Origin of the sequence: Microbispora sp. NBC_01389, from assembly GCF_045040095.1 — a bacterium.
Taxonomy (GTDB): Bacteria; Actinomycetota; Actinomycetes; order Streptosporangiales; family Streptosporangiaceae; genus Microbispora.
In genome coordinates this window covers 3,997,145-4,019,316 of record NZ_CP109552.1, presented here as the reverse complement: position 1 = coordinate 4,019,316, position 22,172 = coordinate 3,997,145, and the positions used below count along the sequence as shown (strand labels likewise).

Annotated in this window: 17 protein-coding genes; 5 read left to right on the top strand and 12 right to left on the bottom strand. The window is 71.3% G+C overall.

Going from position 1 to position 22,172, the window contains the following annotated elements:
- Complete coding sequence (locus OG344_RS18105) at positions 1-2,973, bottom strand: nitrate- and nitrite sensing domain-containing protein (RefSeq protein WP_405084111.1); 2,973 nt, start codon at positions 2,971-2,973, stop codon at positions 1-3.
- 448 nt (positions 2,974-3,421) lie between these two features.
- Between OG344_RS18105 and OG344_RS18100 the strand changes: the two genes are divergently transcribed.
- The 5 genes from OG344_RS18100 to OG344_RS18080 are packed head-to-tail and all read left to right on the top strand — an operon-like array spanning position 3,422 to position 7,891.
- A complete protein-coding gene (locus tag OG344_RS18100; protein ID WP_405084110.1) occupies positions 3,422-4,354 on the top strand; it encodes an ABC transporter substrate-binding protein in 933 nt (310 codons plus the stop codon).
- On the top strand, positions 4,351-5,124 hold the full coding sequence (locus OG344_RS18095) for an ABC transporter permease (protein WP_327044471.1): 774 nt from the start codon (positions 4,351-4,353) through the stop codon (positions 5,122-5,124). The genes OG344_RS18100 and OG344_RS18095 overlap by 4 nt, the downstream gene beginning before the upstream one ends.
- Positions 5,121-5,978 carry an ABC transporter permease gene (locus OG344_RS18090; protein ID WP_405084109.1) on the top strand — a complete coding sequence of 286 codons (858 nt, stop codon included), beginning with the start codon at positions 5,121-5,123 and terminating at the stop codon, positions 5,976-5,978. Before OG344_RS18095 ends, OG344_RS18090 begins: the two co-directional genes overlap by 4 nt.
- 9 nt (positions 5,979-5,987) lie before the next feature.
- The gene (locus OG344_RS18085; RefSeq protein WP_405084108.1) at positions 5,988-6,881 is read left to right on the top strand and encodes an ABC transporter ATP-binding protein; all 894 of its coding nucleotides are present in this window, start codon (positions 5,988-5,990) and stop codon (positions 6,879-6,881) included.
- A gap of 5 nt (positions 6,882-6,886) precedes the next feature.
- Complete coding sequence (locus OG344_RS18080) at positions 6,887-7,891, top strand: methyltransferase (RefSeq protein WP_405084107.1); 1,005 nt, start codon at positions 6,887-6,889, stop codon at positions 7,889-7,891.
- A 27-nt stretch (positions 7,892-7,918) separates the two neighbouring features.
- On the opposite strand, the gene OG344_RS18075 is transcribed toward OG344_RS18080, so the two are convergent.
- From OG344_RS18075 to OG344_RS18025, 11 genes are all read right to left on the bottom strand, one after another.
- Complete coding sequence (locus tag OG344_RS18075; protein ID WP_405089115.1) at positions 7,919-8,482, bottom strand: GTP-binding protein; 564 nt, start codon at positions 8,480-8,482, stop codon at positions 7,919-7,921.
- Between the two features lie 7 nt (positions 8,483-8,489).
- Positions 8,490-8,888: a DUF742 domain-containing protein gene (locus OG344_RS18070; RefSeq protein ID WP_405089114.1), complete on the bottom strand. Its 399-nt coding sequence runs from the start codon at positions 8,886-8,888 to the stop codon at positions 8,490-8,492.
- A gap of 171 nt (positions 8,889-9,059) precedes the next feature.
- Positions 9,060-9,473 (bottom strand): roadblock/LC7 domain-containing protein, encoded by a 414-nt coding sequence (locus tag OG344_RS18065; RefSeq protein ID WP_204288658.1) that lies wholly within the window; start codon positions 9,471-9,473, stop codon positions 9,060-9,062.
- Between the two features lie 8 nt (positions 9,474-9,481).
- Positions 9,482-12,835 carry a nitrate- and nitrite sensing domain-containing protein gene (locus OG344_RS18060; protein ID WP_405084106.1) on the bottom strand — a complete coding sequence of 1,118 codons (3,354 nt, stop codon included), beginning with the start codon at positions 12,833-12,835 and terminating at the stop codon, positions 9,482-9,484.
- Between the two features lie 376 nt (positions 12,836-13,211).
- Positions 13,212-13,796 carry an ATP/GTP-binding protein gene (locus OG344_RS18055; RefSeq protein ID WP_327044465.1) on the bottom strand — a complete coding sequence of 195 codons (585 nt, stop codon included), beginning with the start codon at positions 13,794-13,796 and terminating at the stop codon, positions 13,212-13,214.
- Positions 13,777-14,136 carry a DUF742 domain-containing protein gene (locus tag OG344_RS18050; protein ID WP_327044464.1) on the bottom strand — a complete coding sequence of 120 codons (360 nt, stop codon included), beginning with the start codon at positions 14,134-14,136 and terminating at the stop codon, positions 13,777-13,779. Before OG344_RS18050 ends, OG344_RS18055 begins: the two co-directional genes overlap by 20 nt.
- A 15-nt stretch (positions 14,137-14,151) precedes the next feature.
- Positions 14,152-14,571, bottom strand: coding sequence for a roadblock/LC7 domain-containing protein (locus tag OG344_RS18045; RefSeq protein WP_405084105.1), 420 nt, complete (start codon positions 14,569-14,571; stop codon positions 14,152-14,154).
- Positions 14,568-17,939, bottom strand: a complete 3,372-nt coding sequence (locus OG344_RS18040; RefSeq protein WP_405084104.1) for a nitrate- and nitrite sensing domain-containing protein — start codon at positions 17,937-17,939, stop codon at positions 14,568-14,570. The genes OG344_RS18045 and OG344_RS18040 overlap by 4 nt, the downstream gene beginning before the upstream one ends.
- 131 nt (positions 17,940-18,070) lie before the next feature.
- Entirely contained in the window at positions 18,071-20,377 is a 2,307-nt protein-coding gene (locus OG344_RS18035; protein ID WP_405084103.1) for a [protein-PII] uridylyltransferase, read from the bottom strand.
- Positions 20,378-20,381: 4 nt separating this feature from the next.
- Positions 20,382-20,720, bottom strand: coding sequence for a P-II family nitrogen regulator (locus tag OG344_RS18030; RefSeq protein WP_111699519.1), 339 nt, complete (start codon positions 20,718-20,720; stop codon positions 20,382-20,384).
- On the bottom strand, positions 20,717-22,036 hold the full coding sequence (locus OG344_RS18025; protein WP_405084102.1) for an ammonium transporter: 1,320 nt from the start codon (positions 22,034-22,036) through the stop codon (positions 20,717-20,719). The genes OG344_RS18030 and OG344_RS18025 overlap by 4 nt, the downstream gene beginning before the upstream one ends.
- Positions 22,037-22,172: the final 136 nt, after the last annotated feature.

Genomic DNA, 22,172 nt, shown 5'->3' with positions numbered 1-22,172 from the left:
TCATGCGCCGTCCCCTTTCTTCGTCGGATAGCCCTCGTCCTCACTCAACTCGCCCCGGGCCACCGCCCGCCCCTGCCGTACGCCCTGCTGGAAGCTGGACAGGCGGCTGCGCGCCCGGTCCGGCGACAGGGGCGGCCGCGGCGTCTGCGGCGTCTGCGGCGTCTGCTGTGTCTGCTGTGTCTGTGCCGCCTGCGGCTGCTGCGGCCCGGTCGAGTCCGCCGAGCCGGGCACCAGGTTGGCCTTCGGGACCCGCTTCGGCAGGCCGGACGTCGTCGTGCCCTCCCAGGCCGGCTTCTCGGCGGCCGCGGCGGCGGCCTGCCATCCCGCGTCCGTGGCCTGCTCACGCTGCCAGTCCGCCGGGCCGGTGTCGGTGGCGGGCGTACGGCGGAACCACGCCGACTCGACGGAGGCGAAGATCGGCAGGAACTCCTCAGCCGGCGGCGCCGGCGGCGCTCCGCCCGTTCCCACCGGCGCTCCGTACACCGGTCCGGTCTGCGCGGGGCCGAACTGCGTGGGGCCGAACTGCGTGGGGCCGGTCTGGGCGGCACCCGGTCCGGAGGGCATCGGGACCGGCCCTGTGTTGACGGAGAACGCTCCGGACTGGGCCCCGATCGGACCCGAGACGGCGGGATCGGGGAAGGCGGGAGCGGAGAAGGCCGACCCGGAGAAGGGGGACCCGGAGAAAGCGGGATCGGGGAAGGCGGGGCCGGAGACGGCGGGAATCGGACCGGTCGCCTCGCCGGGCAGGGGGTCGAACGGGCGTGTCCGCGAGAACATCCCCGGCTGCCGGGCGGCGGGGAGCGCCGCCTGCGCCGCCGGCGCGGGAAGCCCCTGCGGGCGGCCGTTCCAGCCGGACGACTGGCCGGGCTGCCCGCTCCAGGCGGGCGCGAAGGCTCCCGCGTAGGCCTGCTCCGGGTACGACGCGCCGCCCATGAGGCTCTCCGGCAGCAGGACCATGGCGGTCAGCCCTCCCCCGTCGTGCGGCCTGAGCTGCACCCGGATGCCGTGGCGCATGCCGAGGCGGCCGACCACGAACAGGCCCATCCGGCGGGACACCGACACGTCCACCACCGGCGGGTTCGCCAGCCTCCAGTTGGCCTGGGAGATCTCCTCGGCGGTCATCCCGATGCCGGAGTCGGTGACGGAGATCATCACGCCGCCGCCGTCGATCCGGTTGCCGGAGACGACCACCCGGGTGTCGCGGGCGGAGAACGACAGCGCGTTCTCCACCAGCTCCGCCATCAGGTGAATGATGTCGTTGACGGCCTGGCCGGCGATCGAGACGTCCGAGGGGAAGTTCAGCACCACCCGCTCGTAGCCCTCGACCTCCGACAGCGACGCCCGCAGAACGTCGGTGATCTCGACGGGCCGGCTCCAGCGGCGGGCGGTCTCCTGCCCGGCGAGGACCAGCAGGTTCTCACTGTTGCGGCGCATGCGGGTGGCGAGATGGTCGAGCTTGAACAGGTTCGCGAGCCGTTCCTCGTCCTGCTCGCCCTGCTCCAGCCCGTCGATCAGGGTGATCTGCCGCTCCACCAGGGTCTGCGTACGCCGCGACAGGTTCACGAACATCGCGTTGACGTTGCCGCGGAGCCGGGCCTCGTCGCCCGCCAGCCGTACGGCCTCACGGTGGACCTCGTCGAAGGCCCGCGCCACCTCGCCGATCTCGTCCGCCGACAGCACCCCGATCGGCTGCACCTGCTGAGAGCCGGCGGAGTCGGACTCGCGGAGGCGCTGGACGAGGCCGGGCAGCCGGTGCCCGGCGACCTCCAGCGCCTCGCTGCGCAGCCGCCGCAGCGGCCGGACGACCGAGCGGGCCATGACCAGGGTGATGACCAAGACCACCAGCAGGACGGCGACGACCAGGACCACGTTGATCGCGGCGACCCTCTGGTCCGACGCCTGGAACTCCTCGCTGCGCGTGATCACCGCGCGGGCGAGCGCGAGGTTGACCTTGTGCATCTGGTCGCCGGTCTCGGTGATCGCGTCGAACCAGGTGTCCGCGGCCTGTCCGCCGGGCTCGACGCGGTGCAGCGGCAGGCCGTCGCGGGTGAGGCTCAGGGCGAGGGCGCGCAGGTATTCGGCCCGGTCGACCTTCTGGCCCGTCACGGTGTCCGAGAAGAGCTGGCGCTGCGCGGCCGTGGCCTGGGCGAGGAACGCGTTGCGCTCGCTGACCTCGCGGGCGCGGGCGGCGGTGAACGCGTCGATCTCCGCGTTCTCGAACCGGTTCCGGACCAGCGCGGCGGCGAGCAGCGCGCGCTGCTTGGAGACCTCCTCCTCGGTCCGCGCGAGCGAGGCCATCGACTTCAGACCGGCGATGACGCCCTCGTCCACCGCGCCCTGCACGGTCTCGTCGTACAGCCGCAGGGCGTCGGCGGCGACCTGGGAGTACTTCTCGATCGCGGGCAGCGCGGGAAGCTTGCTCTCCAGGATCGTGGTGCGCAGCGCGGGCAGCTCGTCGAGGCGGCCGCGCAGGCGGACGAGATCGGCGCGGCCGATGTCGCCGAACGCGGCGCCCGCGGTCTCCGCCTTCGACCGCACCCGCTGCGCCGCCGCGTCGACCGCCGACTGCTGGTCGTGGATCAGCGAGAGGGTCGCCCCGCCACGGCGGTCCGTCCCCACGTAACGGGCCGTCAGGTCGCGTTCGAGCTGCAGCTCGTGGACGAAGTCGCCGATGCCGAGGACCAGTTCGGCGACGTCCTGCACCCGGCGGTACTCGGCCGCGCTGCTGATCGAGGAGGACACCCGCAGGCCGCCCAGCGTGACCGCGACGGCGGTCGGCACCAGGATCAACGCCAGCAGCCGGGTGCGCATCCGCCAGTTCTTCAGCGCCAGACGGCTACCGGCGCCCTGCCCGGGCGGCTCCGGCTGCGCCGGTTGCTCCCCCAACTCCCCCGCGGACGCCTCGGAGCCGGCCGGCAGCGGGGGCGGCTTCCGTTCACTACGACGACCGCTCTCGACTGTTGCCGTCCTCACTGATGCAACCTCACGCGGTTCTCGAGATGGGATTCGGGCCTATCACTCGGGATACCTCCCACAAGACATCGGCAATTGGAGCATAAGGCGACGAGATAGACCAACCTGTCAGATAATTTGGCACGGTCCAACGGCCGGAAGTTTCGTGCGGCGATGCATCGGGAAAGCCTTTCGCGAGTGACATCAACCGGCGCTCAGCGTTTCCGAATCAAGTTCTGGACATATATCGGTCCAAACAGCCACACCCCAGGTTACGGGGCATAGTGGATTTACTGACAAGTTTGGTGACATAGGGCTCCTAATCCTGTTATCCCGGTTTAAGTCCCGCTACGCTTCTCGCCCGTCGCCCGGTGCCGCCATCTCTCGCACCGGGCGCCTCGCTTCCCCCATCTGAGGAGACTCCATGAGGCTGACGGGTCGCAGAACCGTCATTGGCGTCATAGCAGCGTTGACACTTACCGCCTGTAGCGGTGCGGACACACAGACGACATCGTCCGGCGACAACGGACTGGAGAAAACCACCCTCAAAGTCGGTATTCTCCCCATCGCCGACGTCGCGGCGCTGTTCATCGCGATCAAGCAGGGCTTCTTCAAGGCCGAGGGGCTGACCATAGAGCCCGAAGTGGTCCAGAGCACCATCGTCGCCATCCCGAAGCTCGTGAGCGGCGCGACGGACATCACGCTCGGCAACTACTTCTCGGTGCTTTCGGCGCAGGAGGCGAAAGCGGGGAACTTCCGCGTCCTCGCCGATACATTCCAGGCCAAACCGGACGTATTTGACATCGTGGTCAAGAAGGACTCACCGATCCAGTCGGTCAAGGACCTCAAGGGCAAGAAGGTCACCGTCGCGGCGCTGAACAGCATCGGCGAGCTCGCCGTCGCCTCGACCCTGCGGGCCAACGGGCTGTCCCCCAAGGACGTCCAGTACGTCCCGGTGCCCTTCCCCCAGGCGCCGGGCATGCTCGCGTCCGGCCAGGTGGACGCGGCCTGGCTCACCGAGCCGTTCCTGACCGGCGTGCAGAAGGACATGGGCGCCCGCAAGATCGCCGACACGATGACCGGCGCGATGGCGGACTTCCCGATCGCGGGCTGGACCACGACCGAGCCCGCCCTGGCGAAGTACCCCAAGACCATGGCCGCCTTCCAGCGCGCCATCGTGAAGGCCCAGCAGATCGCCGACTCCGACCGCAAGGCCGTGGAGAAGGTGCTGCCTGACTACACACAGATCAAGCCGGAGGCGGCGTCCATCATCACCCTCGGCGCCTACCCGTCCACTCTCAACCCGACGCGCATCCAGCGGGTCGCCGACCTGATGCTGGAGTACGGCTACCTGAAGTCCAAGATGGACGTGACCCCGCTGCTGGTGCCGATGCCGCAATGACCGTCGGCAGAGTGGTCCGCGGCGCCGTCGGCGTCGCGGTCCTGCTGGTCGTCGCGGAGATCGCCGGCCGAACCGGCCTGATGGACACCCAGATCATGCCGCTGGCGTCCACCGTGCTCGCCGGGGCGGCCGGGCTCGCCGTCGATTCCGAGTTCCTGCACGACGCCTCGGCCACCGTCGAGGTGTGGGCGGAGGGTCTCCTCGTCGCGACCCTGCTGGCCGTGCCCGCCGGAGTGCTGCTCGGGAGCCTGCCGAAAGTGGAGATCGGGCTGCGGCCGCTCATCGAGTTCCTCCGGCCGATCCCCTCGATCGCGCTCATCCCCCTGGTCACGCTCATCATGGCCACCGGTGGCGCGGTGAAGGTCACGATCGTCGTCTACGCCGCGTGCTGGCCCGTTCTCGTCAACACCATGTACGGCCTGCACGATGTGGACCCGGTCGCCAGGGAGACGATGCGGGCCTTCGGCTTCGGCCGCCTGGCCGTGCTGCTGCGGGTGGCGCTGCCGAGCGCCGCCCCGTTCGTCCTGACCGGCGTACGCCTGGCGGCGTCGGTCGCGCTGGTGGTGGCCATCAGCGCGGAGCTGCTCTCCGGCGGCGAGGGCGGCATCGGCGTGTACATCATCAAGGCGGGATCGGGCTACCGGATCGACCTCATGCTGGCGGCCACGGTGTGGGCGGGGCTCATCGGCCTGGTCGTGAACGCGCTGCTCGTCCGGGCCGAACGCGGCCTGTTCCGCTGGCACGCCGCGCGTGCGGGGGTGGCCCAGTGACGACCCCCCCAGTGACGACCCCGCCGCTCACGACCGCCGTCGTGAGCGGCGGCCGGTGGGCCGGCCGGGCGCGCGGGCTCGCCGTGCGGATGTGGGCGGTGCCGGTCGTCGTCGCCCTGTGGGAGGCCGCCGCCCGGTCGGTGGAGTCCGTCTACTTCCCGCCGCCGTCGGCGATCCTGGCCCGGCTGCGGGAGCTGTGGTTCTCCGGGCCGCCGGCCCGCCTTTTCCTCAGCGACGCCGCCATCGCCGACTTCCTGCCCAGCCTCGGTCATCTGTTCGGCGGATGGGCGCTCGCCTGCGTGGGCGGGATCGCCCTGGGCGTCGCGATCGGCCGGTCCCGGACGCTGGCGGGCTACGTGGACCCGCTGATCGAGTTCGGCCGGGCGATCCCGCCGCCGACGCTCATCCCGCTGTTCATCGTGCTGTTCAAGGCGGACACGCGGATGCAGCTCGCCACCATCGTGTACGGCGTGATCTGGCCGGTCCTGGTCAACTCGGTGGACGGCGCCCGCTACGTGGACCGCCTCCACATCGAGACGGCGCGCGTGTTCGGCCTGTCCCGGGGCGAACTGCTCTTCCGGGTGATCCTGCCGGCGGCGGCGCCGAAGATCTTCGCGGGACTGCGGCTGAGCCTGTCGCTCGCGCTCATCCTCATGGTCGTCGCCGAACTCGCGGGCAGCGCGACCAGCGGGATCGGCTACGAGCTGATCTACACGCAGCAGAACTTCGACCTGCCGGGGATGTGGGGGACGATCGCGCTGCTCGGCGTCCTCGGCTTCCTCCTCAACTCGTCGTTCCTCGTCGTGGAGCGGCGCGCCCTGTCCTGGCACCGGGGTGCCGGGCGGAGAAGCTGAGGTGACACCGTGCTCGATGTCGTCAACCTGACCCACACCTACGGCAGCGGACCGGAGGCCCACCGGGCGCTCGGCGGGATCGACCTCAAGGTCTCCGAGGGCGAACTCGTCTGCGTCGTCGGCCCGTCGGGCTGCGGGAAGTCGACGCTCCTGCGGTCGATCGCGGGGCTTGTACGGCCGACCGGCGGGGAGGTCCGCGTCAAGGGCCGCCCGGTCGACGGGACGCCCGACGACCTCGCGGTGGTCTTCCAGGACTACAGCAGGTCGTTGTTCCCCTGGTTGTCGGTGCGCGACAACGTGGCGCTGCCGCTGCGGCGGCGCGGCCTCGACCGGGCGGCCCGCCGTACGGCGGCGGCGGAGGCGCTGGCGGCGGTGAGCCTGGAAGGCGCCGCGGCCAAGTATCCCTGGCAGCTGTCGGGCGGCATGCAGCAGCGGGTGGCGATCGCGCGGGCCCTCGCCTACCGTCCCTCGCTGCTGCTGATGGACGAGCCGTTCGGCTCCGTCGACGCCCAGACCCGCGAGGACCTGGAGGATCTCGTCCTCGCCGTACGCGGTCACCATCGCATGACGATCGTCCTGATCACCCACGACATCGACGAGAGCGTCTACGTCGGCGACCGGGTGGTGGTGCTGACCCGGGCGCCCGCCGTGGTCGCCGCCGACCTGCGGGTGGACCTGCCCGGTCCCCGCGACCAGATCGGGACCCGGGAACTGCCCGCCTTCGTGCACCTGCGGGCCGAGGTGAGCCGCCTGGTGCGCGGCAGACCCGAATTCACCCCCGAGTTCAGCCCCGGATTCGGCCCCGGATTCGGCCCCGGATTCGGCCCCGAGTTCAGCATGGCCCCACCGCACATGACGACCTCACCTCTCATGAACACCCCCTCACATCTGACCAAGGAGTAGTGAACGTGACAGAAGCCAGCAGCGTCGTGTGGGAGCACCTGCGCGGGTTCTACCGGGCCGCGGCGCTCGGCGCGATCGTCGACCTCGACTGCGCCGGCCACCTGAAGGACGGACCGCTCACCGTCGAGGAGCTCGCCACCCGCTGCGGCGCGCACGCGCCGTCCCTCGCCCGCCTGCTGCGCACGTGCGCCGCCAACGGGCTGTTCACCTCCGTCTCCCCCGGCACGTACGCGCTGACCGACGCGGGCCGGCTGCTCGTGGAGGGCGTGCCCGGCTCGCTGCGCACCGCCGTCCAGTTCAACACCGCGCCCACGCTCTCGTACGGCATGAACGCCCTGACCTCGACGGTGCGCGCGGGACGGTCGGCGTTCGTCGAGAAGTACGGAGTGCTCTACGACCACCTGGGGACCGACCCCGAGCTGAACCGCGTCTTCAACGACTTCATGAGCCAGCGGTCGCAGCCGATGGCGGACGGGGTGGCCGCGAGCTACGACTTCTCGTCGGTCAAGACGCTGGTGGACCTGGGCGGCGGCCGGGGCCACATCCTGGCGACGGCGCTGCGGGCCAACCCGCATCTGCGCGGTGTGCTGGTGGAGCTGGCGCACGTGCTGCCGGACGCGCGGGCCGCCTTCGACGAGTGGGGGCTGTCGGAGCGGGTGGAGGTCGTCGAGGGCGACTTCTTCGCGTCGGTCCCCGCGGGTCACGACGCCTACCTGCTGGGCAGTGTGATCCACAACTGGGATGACGAGGACGCGATCCGGATCCTGCGCGTGGTCCGCGACGCGATGAGTGACGACGGCCGGGTGCTGCTGGTGGAGTTGGTCCTGCCGGACGACGACTCGGCGCACTTCGGGAAGGACCTGGACATGCGGATGCTCGGCCTGTTCGGACAGGGAAGGGAGCGCAGCAGGTCGGAGCACGACGCGCTGCTGCGGGCGGCCGGGCTGCGCCTGACCGGCACCTACGGCCTGCCGTTCCACGCCACCCTCATCGAGGCGGTCCGCGTCTAGACCGGTGACTCCCGAGCGGGGGCCGCCTCAGGAGCGCCCCCCGCCGGGTACGGCGACCCGCATGGTCAGCGCGTGCTCGACGAGGGTGATCAGGGCGCTCTTCACCGATCCCCGGTCCCGGGCGTCCGTACGGACGACGGGGATCCGCGGCGCCAGACTCAGCGCCTCACGCACCTCCTCCTCCGCATGCGGATACTGCCCGTCGAAGCCGTTGACGCCGACGACGAACGGCAGCCGCGCCTCCTCGAAGTAGTCCACCGCGGGAAAACTGTCGGCCAACCGCCGGGTGTCGACCAGCACCACCGCACCGATCGCCCCCCGCACCAGGTCATCCCACATGAACCAGAACCGATGCTGACCCGGCGTGCCGAACAGATAAAGGATCAGATCCCGATCCAGCGACACCCGCCCGAAGTCCATCGCCACCGTCGTGGTCGTCTTGTGCGGCACCAGCCCCACATCATCCAAACCCGCCGACGCGTCGGTCATCACCGCCTCCGTCGTCAGCGGCACGATCTCCGACACCGCCCCCACGAAAGTCGTCTTGCCCACACCGAAACCCCCCGCGACCACGATCTTCGTCGAGGTCAGCCCCCGGCTAGAGCCTGCGAAGTCCACTGAGCACCCTTTCCAGCAAGTTCAGATCCGGCTTACCCGCCTCCAACTGCGGCTGATGCACATGCACCAACCCCTCCGCCGCCATGTCCGCGATCACCACACGAACCACACCCAGCGGAATCCGCAACAACGCCGACACCTCCGCCACCGACCGCACCTGACGGCACAGGGTGCTGATCGCCTGGCGTTCCGGGGTGAACGTGGAGAGGTCCTGCTGCACCGAGGTGGCGGAGGACACGAGCGCCTCCATCGCCAGCTGGAGGCGTGGCGTCGTGCGTCCTCCCGTCACCGCGTAGGGCCGTACGAGGGAGCTCTGCTCCGTCTGTGCCGGCCTCGGGTTGGGGGTCGCACCGCCGTACTGCCGGTGGGCGTCGGCCACCGGCGGGTAGGGCTCGTTGTTCCAGCCGCCGCTTGCCACAACGTCCTCCTGACGTTCTCGTTATCGCTCCGGGTTTCCGGTGGTGACCCGGCGCGCCCCGCTCCCGGGGCGCGTCTCCCGATCTGTGCTCCGCTGTCCGCGGCCGCGGGTCTCACCTCGCGGAACGGCGGGTCACCTCGGGTGGGAGGACTGCAGCTCGGCCCGGACCGCAGGGGTCAGCACCTGCCCCGCACGCTCCACCAGCAACGTCATCTGATAGGCCACCAGACCCAGATCGGAGTCGGCCGCCGCCAGCACCGCCAGACACGACCCGTCACTGATCGACATGATCAGCAACAACCCCCGCTGCATCTCCACCACGGTCTGCGTGACGGGGCCGCCCTCGAACACCCGGGAGGCCCCCTGCGTCAGACTGATCAACCCGGCGGCCACCGCCGCCAGCTGATCCGCCCGATCCTTGGGAAATCCGTCCGAGAACGCCAGGGGCAACCCGTCGGCCGACACCACCACGGTGTGCGCCACACCGGGCACGTTGTTCACGAAGTCCGTGATCAACCAGTTGATGCCGCGTGCGGCCTGACTCATCTCCCTCATCAGTCCTCCTTCTCACTGTCCTGGGCATCGGGCTTGCCCAGGGACGCCGCCCCGGGGTATCCCTGGTCCTCTCCGGCCTCCCCGCGCGCGACCGCACGGCCCTGCCGTACGCCCTGCTGGAAGCTGGAGAGCCTGCTGCGCACCCGCTCGGGCGAGAGCACGGGCGGGGGTGGCGGCGGAGTGGCCGCCGCCGCGGGGGCGGGTTCCGCGGAGGGCACCGGAGCGGTGGCCGAACCCGGCACGAGGTTGGCCTTGGGCACCCGCTTGGGCAGACCCGACGAGGTGACCCCGCCGAGGGCCGGTTCGCTGGCCGCCTGGGCCGCCTGCCAGCCGACGTCGGCCGGGGACGACCAGGCCTTGCTCTCCGCGCCGTCTTCGTCGGAGTCGCTCTTCTCCTCCGGGGCGTCGGCCTTCTTGAACCAGTCCGACTCGACCGCGGCGAAGATGGGGAGGTACTCCTCCTCCGACTCCAGCGGCGAGTCGCGCACCACCGGAAGCGGGCCCGTGTTGTCCTCGCCCTCGAAGGGACCGCGTCCGGCCCACCCGGCCGCGCCGCCTTCCTCCCGTCCTACCGGCCAGGAGGTGCTCCCCGGCGGGGGCAGGTGGCCGGGCCAGGGCGTGTCGACGGGCGCCTCACCCACGCGGCCGCGGTTGAAGGGGTTCGTGTCGAAGGGGCTGGACTCGAACGCGCCCGATTCGAACGGGCGCGAGTCGAAGGGTCCGGAGTCGAAGGTCGTGGTCTCGAACGGGTCCCGCTCGGCCGACGTCTTCTCGAACGGCGTCTTCTCGAACGGCGTCTTCTCGAACGGCGTCCTGTCGGAGAAGTCCCGGTCGGCGGGCGTCTTGTCGAAGGGCGTCTTGTCGAAGGCCGTCCGGTCGAAGGGGCCGGACTCGAACGGACTGCGGGCGAAGGGATCGGGCTGGCCGAAGGCACCGCTGTCGAACGCGCCGGTGTCGAACGCGCCGCTGTCGAAGGGGTTCCGGGCGAAGGGGTCCGGCTCCGCGGGGCGCTCGAAGCCACCCGATTCGAAGGGGTTGCGGGCGAAGGGGTCGTTGCCCGCGTTCCGCTGCGGCGGCTCGAACGGATTGCGCGAGAACGGGTCGGGATCGAAGCCGGTCGTCTCGCGCGGGAAGGTCTCGAAGGGCCCGCGCTCGGAGGCGGCGGCGGCCGGGGCGCCGACGCCCGGCGCGTCCGCGCCGAACACGGAGGTGCGCGGTGGGTTCTCGAACGGGGTCGGGCTGGCGAGAGCGGGCGCGCCGAACGCGGGAGCGCCGAACTGCGGCCCGGCCCCGACGGCCGGCATCGGGCTGGTCAGCTCCGGCTGGGGCATGCCCGGCACCCCCGGGAAGGCCGGGCCCGCGTGGGCCAGCAGCGACTCGGGCAGCAGCACCATGGCCGTCAGGCCGCCGGTGTCCTGCTGGCGCAACTGCACCCGGATGCCGTGACGCAGCGCGAGGCGGCCGACCACGAACAGGCCCATGCGGCGGGACACCGACACGTCCACCACGGGCGGGTTCGCCAGGCGGTGGTTCGTCCCGGCCAGTTCGTCGGGCGTCATGCCGATGCCGAGGTCGCTCACGGAGATGATCAGGCCGCCGCCGTCGATGCGGTTGCTCGACACCGTGACCTTGGTGTCGCGGGGCGAGAAGGAGATGGCGTTCTCGACCAGCTCGGCCACCAGGTGCACGACGTCGTTGACCGCCTGGCCGACGATCGACGCGCCGGCCTGCACCTGGATGTCGACGCGCTCGTAGCTCTCGACCTCCGACAGGGAGGCGCGGACGATGTCGACGATGGGCACCGGCTGGCCCCAGCGGCGCGCGGCCTCCTGCCCGGCGAGGACCAGCAGGTTCTCACTGTTGCGGCGCATGCGGGTGGCCAGGTGGTCGAGCTTGAACAGGTTGCCCAGCCGGTCGTCGTCCTGCTCGCCCTGCTCCAGGCCCTCGATAAGGGAGAGCTGGCGCTCCACCAGGGTCTGCGTACGCCGCGACAGGTTCACGAACATCGCGTTGACGTTGCTGCGCAGGCGCGCCTCGTCGCCCGCCAGGCGGATGGCCTCGCGGTGGACCTCGTCGAAGGCCCGCGCCACCTCGCCGATCTCGTCACGGCCGACCACGCCGATGGGGGCGATGGCCGGCACCTGGCCGGCGTCGCCGGCCTCGCGCAGCTTCTGGACCGTGTCGGGCAGACGGTGCCCGGCGACCTCCAGCGCCTCGCTGCGCAGCCGCCGCAGCGGGCGTACGAGCGAGCGGGCGACGCCGGTGGTGACGAGCAGCACCGCGATCAGCAGGAGGACGACGGCGACGGCGACGACGACGGCCCGCTGCTGCTCGTCGTCCTTGAGCGACTGGGCGCGTGCCACGATGGCCGACGTCAGCTTGGCCTCGACGGTGCGCATCCGGTTGATCGGCTGCGAGATCGCGTCGAACCACAGGCGGGTGTCGTCGCGTACGGACTGGTCGAGGCCTCTGAGGTCGAAGCCCGAGTTGGCCCGGTCGAGCACGAGCGTCCGGAGGAACTCCGCCTCGTCGACCCTGCCGCCGGAGACCGTGTTGTCGTAGTCCGTCCGTTCCTCCGGCGTGGCGCTCTTTCGGAACGCGCGCAGCTCGCTCTCCTGCGCGGACATCGCGCCGAGGAAGCTCTGGAGCTGGGCCTGCTCGAACCGGCCGGAGGTCAGCACCGTGGACAGCAGGCCGCGCTGCAGGGAGGCGCTCTCCTTCGCGCGGGCGAGGGCGGCCAGGGTGACCGACATCGCGCCGAGCCGGTCGTCGACCGTGCCCTGGGACAGTTCGTCCTGCAGGGCGAGCAGGTTGCCGATGACGAGGGTGTACTGGTCGAGCACGGCTCGCGGCTGCAGGTTCCCCTCCGCGGCCTGGCCGCGGAGCGACTCCACGCCGTCGAGCTTGCCGAGGATGTGCTCGATCTCGGCCGTGGCCCGGTCGCTCACGCCCGACCTGACCTCGTTCGCCAGGTCACGTACGGCGGTGGCCGCCTTGTTCGTGAGGATGGTCTGCGCCTTGACGGCGGCGGCCGCCTTGGGCGGGCGGCCGATGGTGGCGTTCCACGCGGCCCGGTCCCGCTCGGTCTGCAGTTCGTGGGTGAGGTTCGCGACGCGGTCCACCAGCCGGGCCAGGTCGCTCGTCTGCTGGTACTGCGACGCGGTGGTCACCGAGCTGACGATGCGGAACCCGCCGAGCACCAGGGCGGCCAGCGTGGGGATGAGGATCAGCGCCACCAGCCGGGAACGCACCCGCCAGTTACGCAGGAGGAAACGGCTTCCCTCGTCGGGCTCCTGCTCAGCCGGAACCCCGGTCCCGGGGCTCTCGTCGGTCCGGGGGTCTAGTGTCCTCACAGGCTTCGCAACCTCTCGCCGTATGTGCGCACAGGGGGGAATTCTCGTCACGGATGTGGTTGGCGTGACACGGGAGACGTCCTGCAGGCGAGGGTAATTGCAGCACACCGACACCAGGGAGGCCAACCGAACACCCGTGCACAAACAACCTATACAGGCACGGAGATGATGTTATTTGATTAAATATCGGGTCGTCTTCATTACCGGATTCTGCCCCTCCGGCTAGGTCACCATCTCACGAAACCACAGGCAGAAGGCCGGGAATCCGGTGACGCGGGCGGCCCGGACGGGCTCGGCCGCGCCCGGACGTCACGAAGGGCGGCACCCGGGGGTACCGCCCTCGCCGCCCTCTCGCCGAAGGCTCACGGGACAGCGCTCAGTAGGTCCTGCCGTACGCGGCGCGGACCGTGAGCACGTACTCGACCAGGCTGATGAGCGTGGACTTGACGCCGTCCCGCGACCTGGCGTCCGTACGGACGACCGGAACGTGCGGGGCCAGCGACAGCGCCTCGCGCACCTCCTCCTCCGAGTGGAGGAACTGTCCCTCCCAGCCGTTCATCGCGACGAGGAACGGAAGCTGGGCCTCCTCGAAGTAGTCGATGGCCGGGAAGCAGTCGGCGAGCCTGCGGCTGTCCACGAGCACGACCGCCCCGATGGCACCGCGGACGAGGTCGTCCCACATGAACCAGAAGCGGTGCTGGCCCGGAGTCCCGAACAGGTAGAGGATGAGGTCCTGGTCGAGCGACAGCCGCCCGAAGTCCATCGCGACCGTCGTGGTCGTCTTGTTCGGCGTGAGCCCCAGGTCGTCGATGCCGGCGCTGGCGTCGGTCATCACGGCCTCGGTCGTCAGCGGAAGGATCTCGGAGACGGCACCGACGAAGGTCGTCTTCCCGACGCCGAACCCACCCGCCACGACGATCTTCGTCGAGGTAAGACCACGACTAGAGCCTGCGTAGTCCACTGAGCACCCTTTCGAGCAGGTTGAGGTCTGGCTGTCCCTGGTTGAGCTGCGGCATGTGCAGGCGGACCAGACCCTCGTCGGCCATGTCGGCGATGAGCACGCGGGCCACGCCGAGCGGGACCCGGAGCAGCGCCGAGATCTCCGCGACCGATCGTACGGTACGACACAACATCATGATCGATTCCTGCTCCGGACCGAGCAGGGAATAGTCATTGCTCTTCAAGGTCACCGATGACACGAGCGTTTCCATCGCCAGGTGATAACGCGGCTCGGCTCGCCCACCGGTGACGGCGTACGGACGGAACAGAGGCTCGTCCTCTGTCCCGTCACGATCCCGCATGCCCCACTCCCATGATCATCGCCGCGATGTCTGCAGCTCGGCGCGCAGCGCCGGGGTGAGCACCTGTCCGGCCCGTTCCACGAGCAGGGTCATCTGGTAGGCCACCAGGCCCATGTCGCAGTCCGGGGAGGCCAGCACGGTCAGGCAGGACCCGTCGCTGATCGCCATGACCAGCAGCAGGCCGCGCTGCATCTCGACCACGGTCTGGGTGACCGAGCCTCCCTCGAACACCCGCGAGGCGCCGACGGTGAGGCTGAGCAGGCCGGCGGCGACCGCCGCGAGCTGGTCGGCGCGGTCAGGGGGGAAGCCGTCCGATTGGGCGAGTCGCAGGCCGTCCGACGAGACCACCACCGCGTGCGCCACCCCGGGGGTGGTGCCGACGAAGTCGGTGATCAGCCAGTCGAACCTGCGTGCTTCCACGCTCAACTCAGTCACGAGCCCTCCTCCTCGTTACCCGACCCTTCGGTGAGGCCGCCGGCCGCTTGGGCCCGGCCCCGCCGCACACCCTGCTGGAAGCTGGAAAGGCGGTTGCGGACCGCCTCGGCCGAGACCGGCGGACGCGGGGGCGCGGCGGCGCTCTCCGCGCCGACCGAGCCGGGCACCAGGTTGGCCTTCGGCATGCGCTTGGGCAGTCCGGCCGCGGTGACGCCGCCGAGCGACGGGTCCCGCACGCTCGCCGCGGCCTGGAAACCGCTGTCGGCCTGCGACCGCCACCCGCCGGTGCCGCTGGACTGCTGCGCGGGCGTCGCCCGGTTGTCCGCCGGCCCGTTCGCCGGTGCGGGGGCCGCGGCGGCCTTGGCGGCATCGGCGGTTCTTGCGATCTCCCCGGTGGTCTCCGCGGTGGTCTCCCCGTCCGTACGCGGAACCGCGGTGGGACCGGTGTCGGAAGGACGGCGGAACCAGGCCGACTCGACCGAGGCGAAGATCGGCAGGAACTCGTCGCCGCGCTCCAGCGGCGAGTCCTCCACCGCGGGCAGCGGACCGGTCGCCGACGCGAGGTTCCCGGAGCCGCCGGCTCGCCCCATCGCGGGCGGCGGAGGGAAGGCGGTCGGCCCCGTGCCGCCCGGCGGCACCGCGCTCTGGGGCGCCGGGGTGAAGACGTTCGGTCCCGTGCTCTGGGGAGACGGCGGGAACGCGGTCGGTCCCGTACTTTGCGACGACGGCGGGAACGCGTTCGGACCGGTGCCGTGAGCGGAGGGGGGGAACGCGTGCTCACCCGTGCTCCGCGTCGACGGCGGGAAGGCGGTGGGCCCGGTCGTGCCGGCCTGCGTGGCCGCGTTCCGCCGTGGGAGCGGGGTGGGCCCGGTGGGCAGCGACGGCCAGGAGGTTTCGGACCGGCCGGGCGCGGGCTCCTCGCCGATCGGCGTGCCGAACGCCGGGGGCCACGACGCGCCCGGCTGCCCGCCGAAGGCCGGGCGTGGGGGGTCCGCGTCCGGAGATCCTCCCGGCGCTCCGGGCATCGGCTGCGGCCCCGAGTTCCCCGTGTACGTGTTCCCTGTGTACGCGCTCTCGGTCGGCGGCGCCTCGACGGGACCCGGCGGTCCGTACGGGTGCTCGGCCGGCGCGGACGGCGCCTCCCTGACCGGAGCGCCGAAGGCGGAGAAGCCGCCCGAGCCGTTGCCGCCGGACCCGGCGCCACTCGGCGCCGGGGGCCGGCGCGACCCCACGCCGCCGGCCGCGCCGTCGCCGGGGTTCCACGGCTCGAACGGACCCGCTCCCGGCGCCTGGCCGGCCGGGTTGGGCTCGGCGAACGCCTGCCGCGCCGGCAGCCCGGCCGCGGTCTGCCCGACGGGGACCGACGGACGCGGCATGAGGGGCTGGTCGGCGTTGGAGATGAGCTGCGCGGGGAACAGCACCATCGCGATGATGCCCGCGCCGTCACCCCGGCGCAGCTGCACCCGGATGCCGTGACGCAGCGCGAGGCGGCCGACCACGAACAGGCCCATCCGGCGGGAGACCGACACGTCGATCGTGGGCGGCTCGGCGAGGCGGCGGTTGATCTCCGCCAGTTCCTCGGCGGACATGCCGATTCCGGCGTCGGTGACCCCGAGCATCACGGCCCCGCCCTCGACCGGGCTGCTGGAGACCACGACCTTGGTGTTGCGCGGCGAGAAGGCGATGGCGTTCTCGACGAGCTCGGCCAGGAGGTGGACGACGTCGTTGGTGGCGTGCCCGGCCAGGGCGATGCTGCGGGGGATCCGGACGACGACCCGTTCGTAGTCCTCGACCTCCGACAGCGAGGCGCGGACCACGTCGACGAGCCGGGCGGGCTGGCTGCGCTTGCGCGGCGGCTCGTGCCCGGCGAGCACCAGGAGGTTCTCACTGTTGCGGCGCATGCGGGTGGCGAGGTGGTCCAGCTTGAACAGGTCGGCGAGGCGCCGGCCGTCCTCCTCGCCCCGCTCCAGGCCGTCGATCAGCGAGATCTGCCGCTCCACCAGCGTCTGGGTGCGGCGCGACAGGTTCACGAACATCGAGTTGACGTTGGCGCGCAGGCGCGACTCCTCGGCGGCCAGCCGTACGGCCTGCAGGTGGACCTCGTCGAAGGCCTGGGCGACCTCGCCGATCTCGTCGGTGCTGCCGACCGCGATCGGCTGCACCTGCGACTCCCGGTCGGGGTCGTCCGACTCGCGCATGCGCCGCACGATCTCGGGCAGCCGGCGCCCGGCGATGTCGAGCGCCTCCACCCGCAGGCGGCGCAGCGGCCGGACCATCGAGCGCGCGATGAGCGCCGTGGTGGCCAGCACGAGCAGCAGGAGGGCGAGGATCAGGGCCCCGGCGATGAGGGCGTTGCGCTGTTCGGCCGACTGCAGATCACGGGTCCGGTCCTGCACCAGCGACGACACACGGCCCTCGACGGCCGCCATCTGCTCGATGGTCTTGGTGCTGTCCTGGAACCACCGCTGGGCCGTGGTGTCCCTGCTGCGGTAACGGCTGAGGGACTGGTTCTGCAGGCCCAGCCTGAGCGCCCACGACTTGGTCAGCTCGCCGTTCACCACGTTCGAGTCGGCGAAGAGGGTCACCAGGCGGGCCGCCTCGGCCTGTGGGGCCTCCGAGTAGAACGTCGCGAGGTAGCTCGCCTGGCGCGACTGGGCGGCCAGGAAGTCCTGCAGCTCGAAGGTGGTGAAGTTCTGGTTGCGCTCCATGAACTCACGGGTGAGGGCGGCCCGCTGCAGGGCCACCTCCTCCTTGGCGTGGGCGAGACCGCCCAGGGCGCGGACATTGCCCACGATCTCGGGGGCGACGTCGCTCGCGCCAAGCTCGTCGTGCAGACGCAGGATGTTGGCGATCAGTGCGCTGTAGTCCTCCGGCGCGCCGTTGGCGCGGATGCCGGCGAGGCTGGCGAAGCGGCTGGTGAGCTGCTGGGCCTGCTCCCCCGCCCGCGCGCCGTAGTCCACGTCGACGTTCTTGAGGTCGGCCCGCACCTGCTGCACCAGGGGGTCGACCACCGCGCGCTGCTGGGCGCGGGTCAGCTCGGTCTGGCCGTCGATGTCGAACGTGCGCCTGCCGTTGCCTCCCCAGACGAACAGGTCGCGTTCGAGGGCGAGCTGCTCGGCCAGGTCCCGCAGGTGCACCGAGTATTCCGCCGCCGACCTGGTCCGCTGGTAGCCGGTCAGGCTGTCCATCGAGCTGACGACGCGGAGGCCGGCGAGGAGCACGGCCACGAGCGTCGGGGCGAGGATCAGCGCGGTCAGGCGTGTGGGAACCCTCCAGTTGCGCGCTGCGAACGGGCTCCTCCGCCTGCGGTTATCGGTATTCGACTGCTCCATGCTCACCGGCCCCGCCATCGTTCGGCCTGCCTTCACGCGTCTGGACAGCATGAAGTGACATAGCTCTATAAGCGGGGACAATTCGACCACAAGGTCATCAAGGCGAGCGGCCCTACCCCTGCCGCAGCACCCCAATTGTTACCAAGAGGTGAGGATCGTGACCCTTACTACCTGAGGGCCGCGAGAACATGCTCCCGTACCTGGATCCGCTGCTGTTCGTCGACAATGGGGCGGCCCGTACGATCCGCCACATAGAAGACATCCACCGCTTCTGCGCCCAGAGTCTCCACACGCGCGGCGCGTACGTCAAGTCCGCACTCGCCGAAGGCGCGGCCGATACGCCACAGCAGACCGGGTCTGTCGTGCGCTCTCACCTCCACCACACTCGCCGTGTTGGACGCGTCGTCGAGCAGTGTGACGCGCGGCGGCGCCACCGGCACCCGGGAAGGGCGCATGGACCTCGCCCGCCGGGCCAGGCGCTGCTCGATGTCGAGCCGTCCGGCCAGGACGAGGCGCAGGTCGGCCTCCAGCGTCGCCGGATCCGGCGGCGAGCCGTACTCGGGGACGACGACGAACTCGATGACGGCGGTCGACCCGGCGGACGCGGCGGAGGCGGCGCGCACCGCCATCCGGTGCGCCGCGAGCACCCCGGCCGCCCGCCACAGCAGCCCCGGCCGGTCCGGCGCGACCACGGTGACCGCGCTGCCGTTCACCCGCACCGCTCCGCCGCCGTGCCGGGCGAGCGCCGCCTGGTCGGCCGACAACGCGGGCGCGGGCGCCGGCGGCGCGCCGGACAGCACCGACCTCACCCGCCGGACCAGGTCGGAGACCAGGGACGCCTTCCAGGAGTTCCACGCGGCCGGGCCGGTCGCGGAGCCGTCGGCCACGGCGAGCGCGGCCAGCAGTTCGAGGACCTCCCGGGAGCCGATCGCCTCGGCCACCCGGGAGATGGTCACCGGGTCGTCGAGGTCCCGCCGGGTGGCGGTCTCGGGCAGCAGCAGGTGATGCCGCACCACCGTGGCGAGGACCTCCACGTCCGCCTGCGGCAGGCCCATCCGGGCGCCGATGTCCCGGGTGACGATCTCACCGGTGGTCGAGTGGTCGCCCGGCCAGCCCTTGCCGATGTCGTGCAGCAGCGCCGAGATGAGCAGCAGGTCGGGGCGGGACACCTCGCGGGTGAAGGCGGCGGCCCCGGCCGCGGTCTCGATGAGGTGCCGGTCCACGGTGTACCGGTGGACCGGGTTGCGCTGGGGACGGTGCCGCACGCGCTCCCAGTCGGGGATCAGCTTGACCAGCACGCCGGCCTGGTCGAGCTCCTCCCAGACCGGTACGGCGGCGCGGCCCGCGCCGAGCAGCGCCACCAGCGCGCCGCGGGCCTCCGGGGGCCACGGCACGGGCAGCGGAGGCGACTGGGCGGCGAGCGCGCTGACCGTCGCCGGTGCCAGCGGGAGCCCCGCCTCGGCGGCGGCGGCCGCCGCCCGCAGCACGAGGGTGGGGTCGGAGCGTGGGGTGACGCCGCGGGCCAGCACGACCTCGCCGCCGTGTTCGACGACGCCGTCCGCGAGCGGCCGCCGTCCTCGTGGCGCGGGACCGGTCAGCAGCCGGTCGACGGTGCGCCAGGTGGCGTCGAAGGCGTGGGAGATGGTGCGGCCCGCCTCCGCCAGGCGGCGCATCAGCGCCTCGGCGTCGAGCATGCCGAGCGTCCCGGCGACCGCGTCCTGCTCCTGGAGCACCAGGCGGTCGGTTCCCCGGGCGGTGACCAGGTGCAGCCCGTGCCTGATGTCCAGCAGCAGTTCGTACGCCTCGCGGACGCGGGGGCCGGGGGCCGAGGCCACCCAGGCGGCGGCCACGGCCTGCATCGCCTGCACGTCGCGCAGGCCGCCCCTGGCGTCCCTGAGGTCGGGTTCGAGGAGAAAGGCCAGCTCGCCGCCGGTCTCGGCGCGCTTGTCCGCCGACGCCCGCAGCTCGGCCAGCCGGCGCCGGGAGTCGGCCCGCCACTCCACGAGCACCGCCTCCCGGGCGGACCGGGTCAGTTCGGGATCGCCCACCACGTGCCGCGCCTGGATCAGCCCGAGCACGGCCTTGAGGTCCTCCCTGGCGACCTTCACCGCCTCGTCCACGGTGCGGACGGAGTGGTCGAGGCCGATCCCGGAATCCCAGATGGGGTACCAGATGCGGTCGGCGATCCTCGCCACGTCCTCGCGCCCGTTGTGGAGCAGGACGAGGTCCAGGTCGCTGCCGGGGGCGAGTTCGCCCCGGCCCAGGCTGCCGACCGCGACCAGGGCCACGCCACCGATCCCGGTGGGAGCGGCGGGGCCTCGCTCGTCGGGGAGGCCGCCCTTCCCTCCCGATCCCTCCTCCCGCGCGTACGGCCGGGTGGCCGCCGTGCGGAACAGATCGGTGAGCCATCTGTCGATGTCCGCGGCCCGGTCCTTGCGGGTCGCGGCGAACGAGCGCGCCTCCCCTCTCATCATCCGGTTACAGCGCCTCCGGTCCGCGCTCCCCGGTGCGGACCCGGATGACCGTGTCCACGGGAACCGACCAGACCTTGCCGTCGCCGATCTTCCCGGTCTGCGCCGCCTTGACGATCACGTCGATGACGTCCTCGGCGTCGTCCTCCTCGGCCAGGACCTCGACCCGGACCTTGGGCACCAGGTCGACCTGGTACTCGGCGCCCCGGTAGACTTCGGTGTGGCCGCGCTGGCGGCCGTAGCCGCTGGCCTCCGAGACCGTCATGCCCTTGATGCCGAACTGCTCCAGGGCGGCCTTCACGTCGTCCAGTTTGAACGGCTTGATGACTGCGGTGATGAGTTTCATGCGTCGACCTTCTTCGTCTGTGCCGCGGAAACGGGCCCGTTGACGGAGGTCACTCCCGAGGAGTGAACGATGCCGAGGTCGTACCCGGTCTCGGCGTGGGTGGTGATGTCGATGCCGGTGACCTCGTCCTCCTGCTCGATCCGGAAGCCCATCGTCTTGTCGATGATCTTCCCGATCACGTAGGCCATGATGAAGGAGTAGAGGCCCACCGCGACAGGGCCGAGCGCCTGGACGCCGAGCTGCGAGATCGGGCCGCCGTAGATGAGGCCCTGGTTCTGGCCGTCGGCGAAGGGGTAGCGGGCGATGAGACCGAGGGAGACCGCGCCGATCGCGCCGCCGACCAGGTGGACGCCGACCACGTCGAGCGAGTCGTCGAAGCCGAGGCGGTACTTCAGGCCCACGGCGTACGCGCAGACCGCGCCGGCCAGGAGGCCGAGCACGAGCGCCGCCCACGGGTCGACGAAACCACAGGCGGGGGTGATGGCGACCAGGCCGGCCACGGCGCCGGAGGCGACGCCGAGGGTGGTGGAGTGGCCGTCGCGCAGCTTCTCCACGAGGATCCAGGCGCCGGCGGCGGCGGCCGTGGCGACCTGGGTGTTCATGAACGCGAGACCGGCGGTGCCGTCGACGGCGAGCTCGGAGCCCGCGTTGAAGCCGAACCAGCCGAACCACAGCAGGCCCACGCCGAGCAGGACCAGGGTGAGGTTGTGCGGGCGCATGGGGTCCTTGCGCCAGCCGGTCCGCTTGCCGAGCACGAACGCGAGCGCGAGGCCCGCGGCTCCGGCGTTCACGTGGACGACCGTACCGCCGGCGAAGTCCTCGATGCCGAGGTTGGCCAGCCAGCCGCCGCCCCAGACCCAGTGGGCGACCGGGAAGTAGACCAGCGTCGCCCAGGCGATGCCGAAGACCACCCAGGCGCCGAACTTGGCGCGGTCGGCGATGGCGCCGCTGATGAGGGCGACGGTGATGATCGCGAAGGTGAGCTGGAAAGCCGAGAACACGAGGCTCGGCATGCCGGTCCCGTCGTCCGCGGTGGGCGTGTCGATGAGGCTCTGCAGGCCTATGGCGTCGCCGCCGCCGACAAGCTTGTTGATGACGTTGTCTCCGTCGCCGAAGGCGTCGAAGGCCAGCGAGTGGCCGTACAGAACCCAGGCGAGGGTGATGGTGATGATGCTGACGAACGACATCATCATCATGTTCAGGACGCTCTTCGCCCTGGTCATGCCCCCGTAGAAGAACGCGAGCCCGGGCGTCATCAACAGCACCAGTGCGGTGGCTGTGATCATCCAGGCGGTGGTACCGGTATCGATCTTCACCGACGCGGCCCTCCTTACATTTGGCGTGTGGCCGGTTATCACTCCCTCAGTGGCGTCGTCCCGGGCTTCCTCGGCCGGCTGGCTCACTGACGTTGGCGAAAGCGTGTTCTTCCGCCGTTTCAGCTCATGACCATGC

Bases quoted from the DNA above. Each gene is read 5' to 3' on its own strand.
- OG344_RS18095 (WP_327044471.1), top strand. From the start codon at position 4,351: ATGACCGTCGGCAGAGTGGTCCGCGGCGCCGTCGGCGTCGCGGTCCTG.
- OG344_RS18065 (WP_204288658.1), bottom strand. From the start codon at position 9,473: ATGAGTCAGGCCGCACGCGGCATCAACTGGTTGATCACGGACTTCGTG.
- OG344_RS18050 (WP_327044464.1), bottom strand. From the start codon at position 14,136: ATGCGGGATCGTGACGGGACAGAGGACGAGCCTCTGTTCCGTCCGTAC.
- OG344_RS18035 (WP_405084103.1), bottom strand. From the start codon at position 20,377: ATGATGAGAGGGGAGGCGCGCTCGTTCGCCGCGACCCGCAAGGACCGG.
- OG344_RS18030 (WP_111699519.1), bottom strand. From the start codon at position 20,720: ATGAAACTCATCACCGCAGTCATCAAGCCGTTCAAACTGGACGACGTG.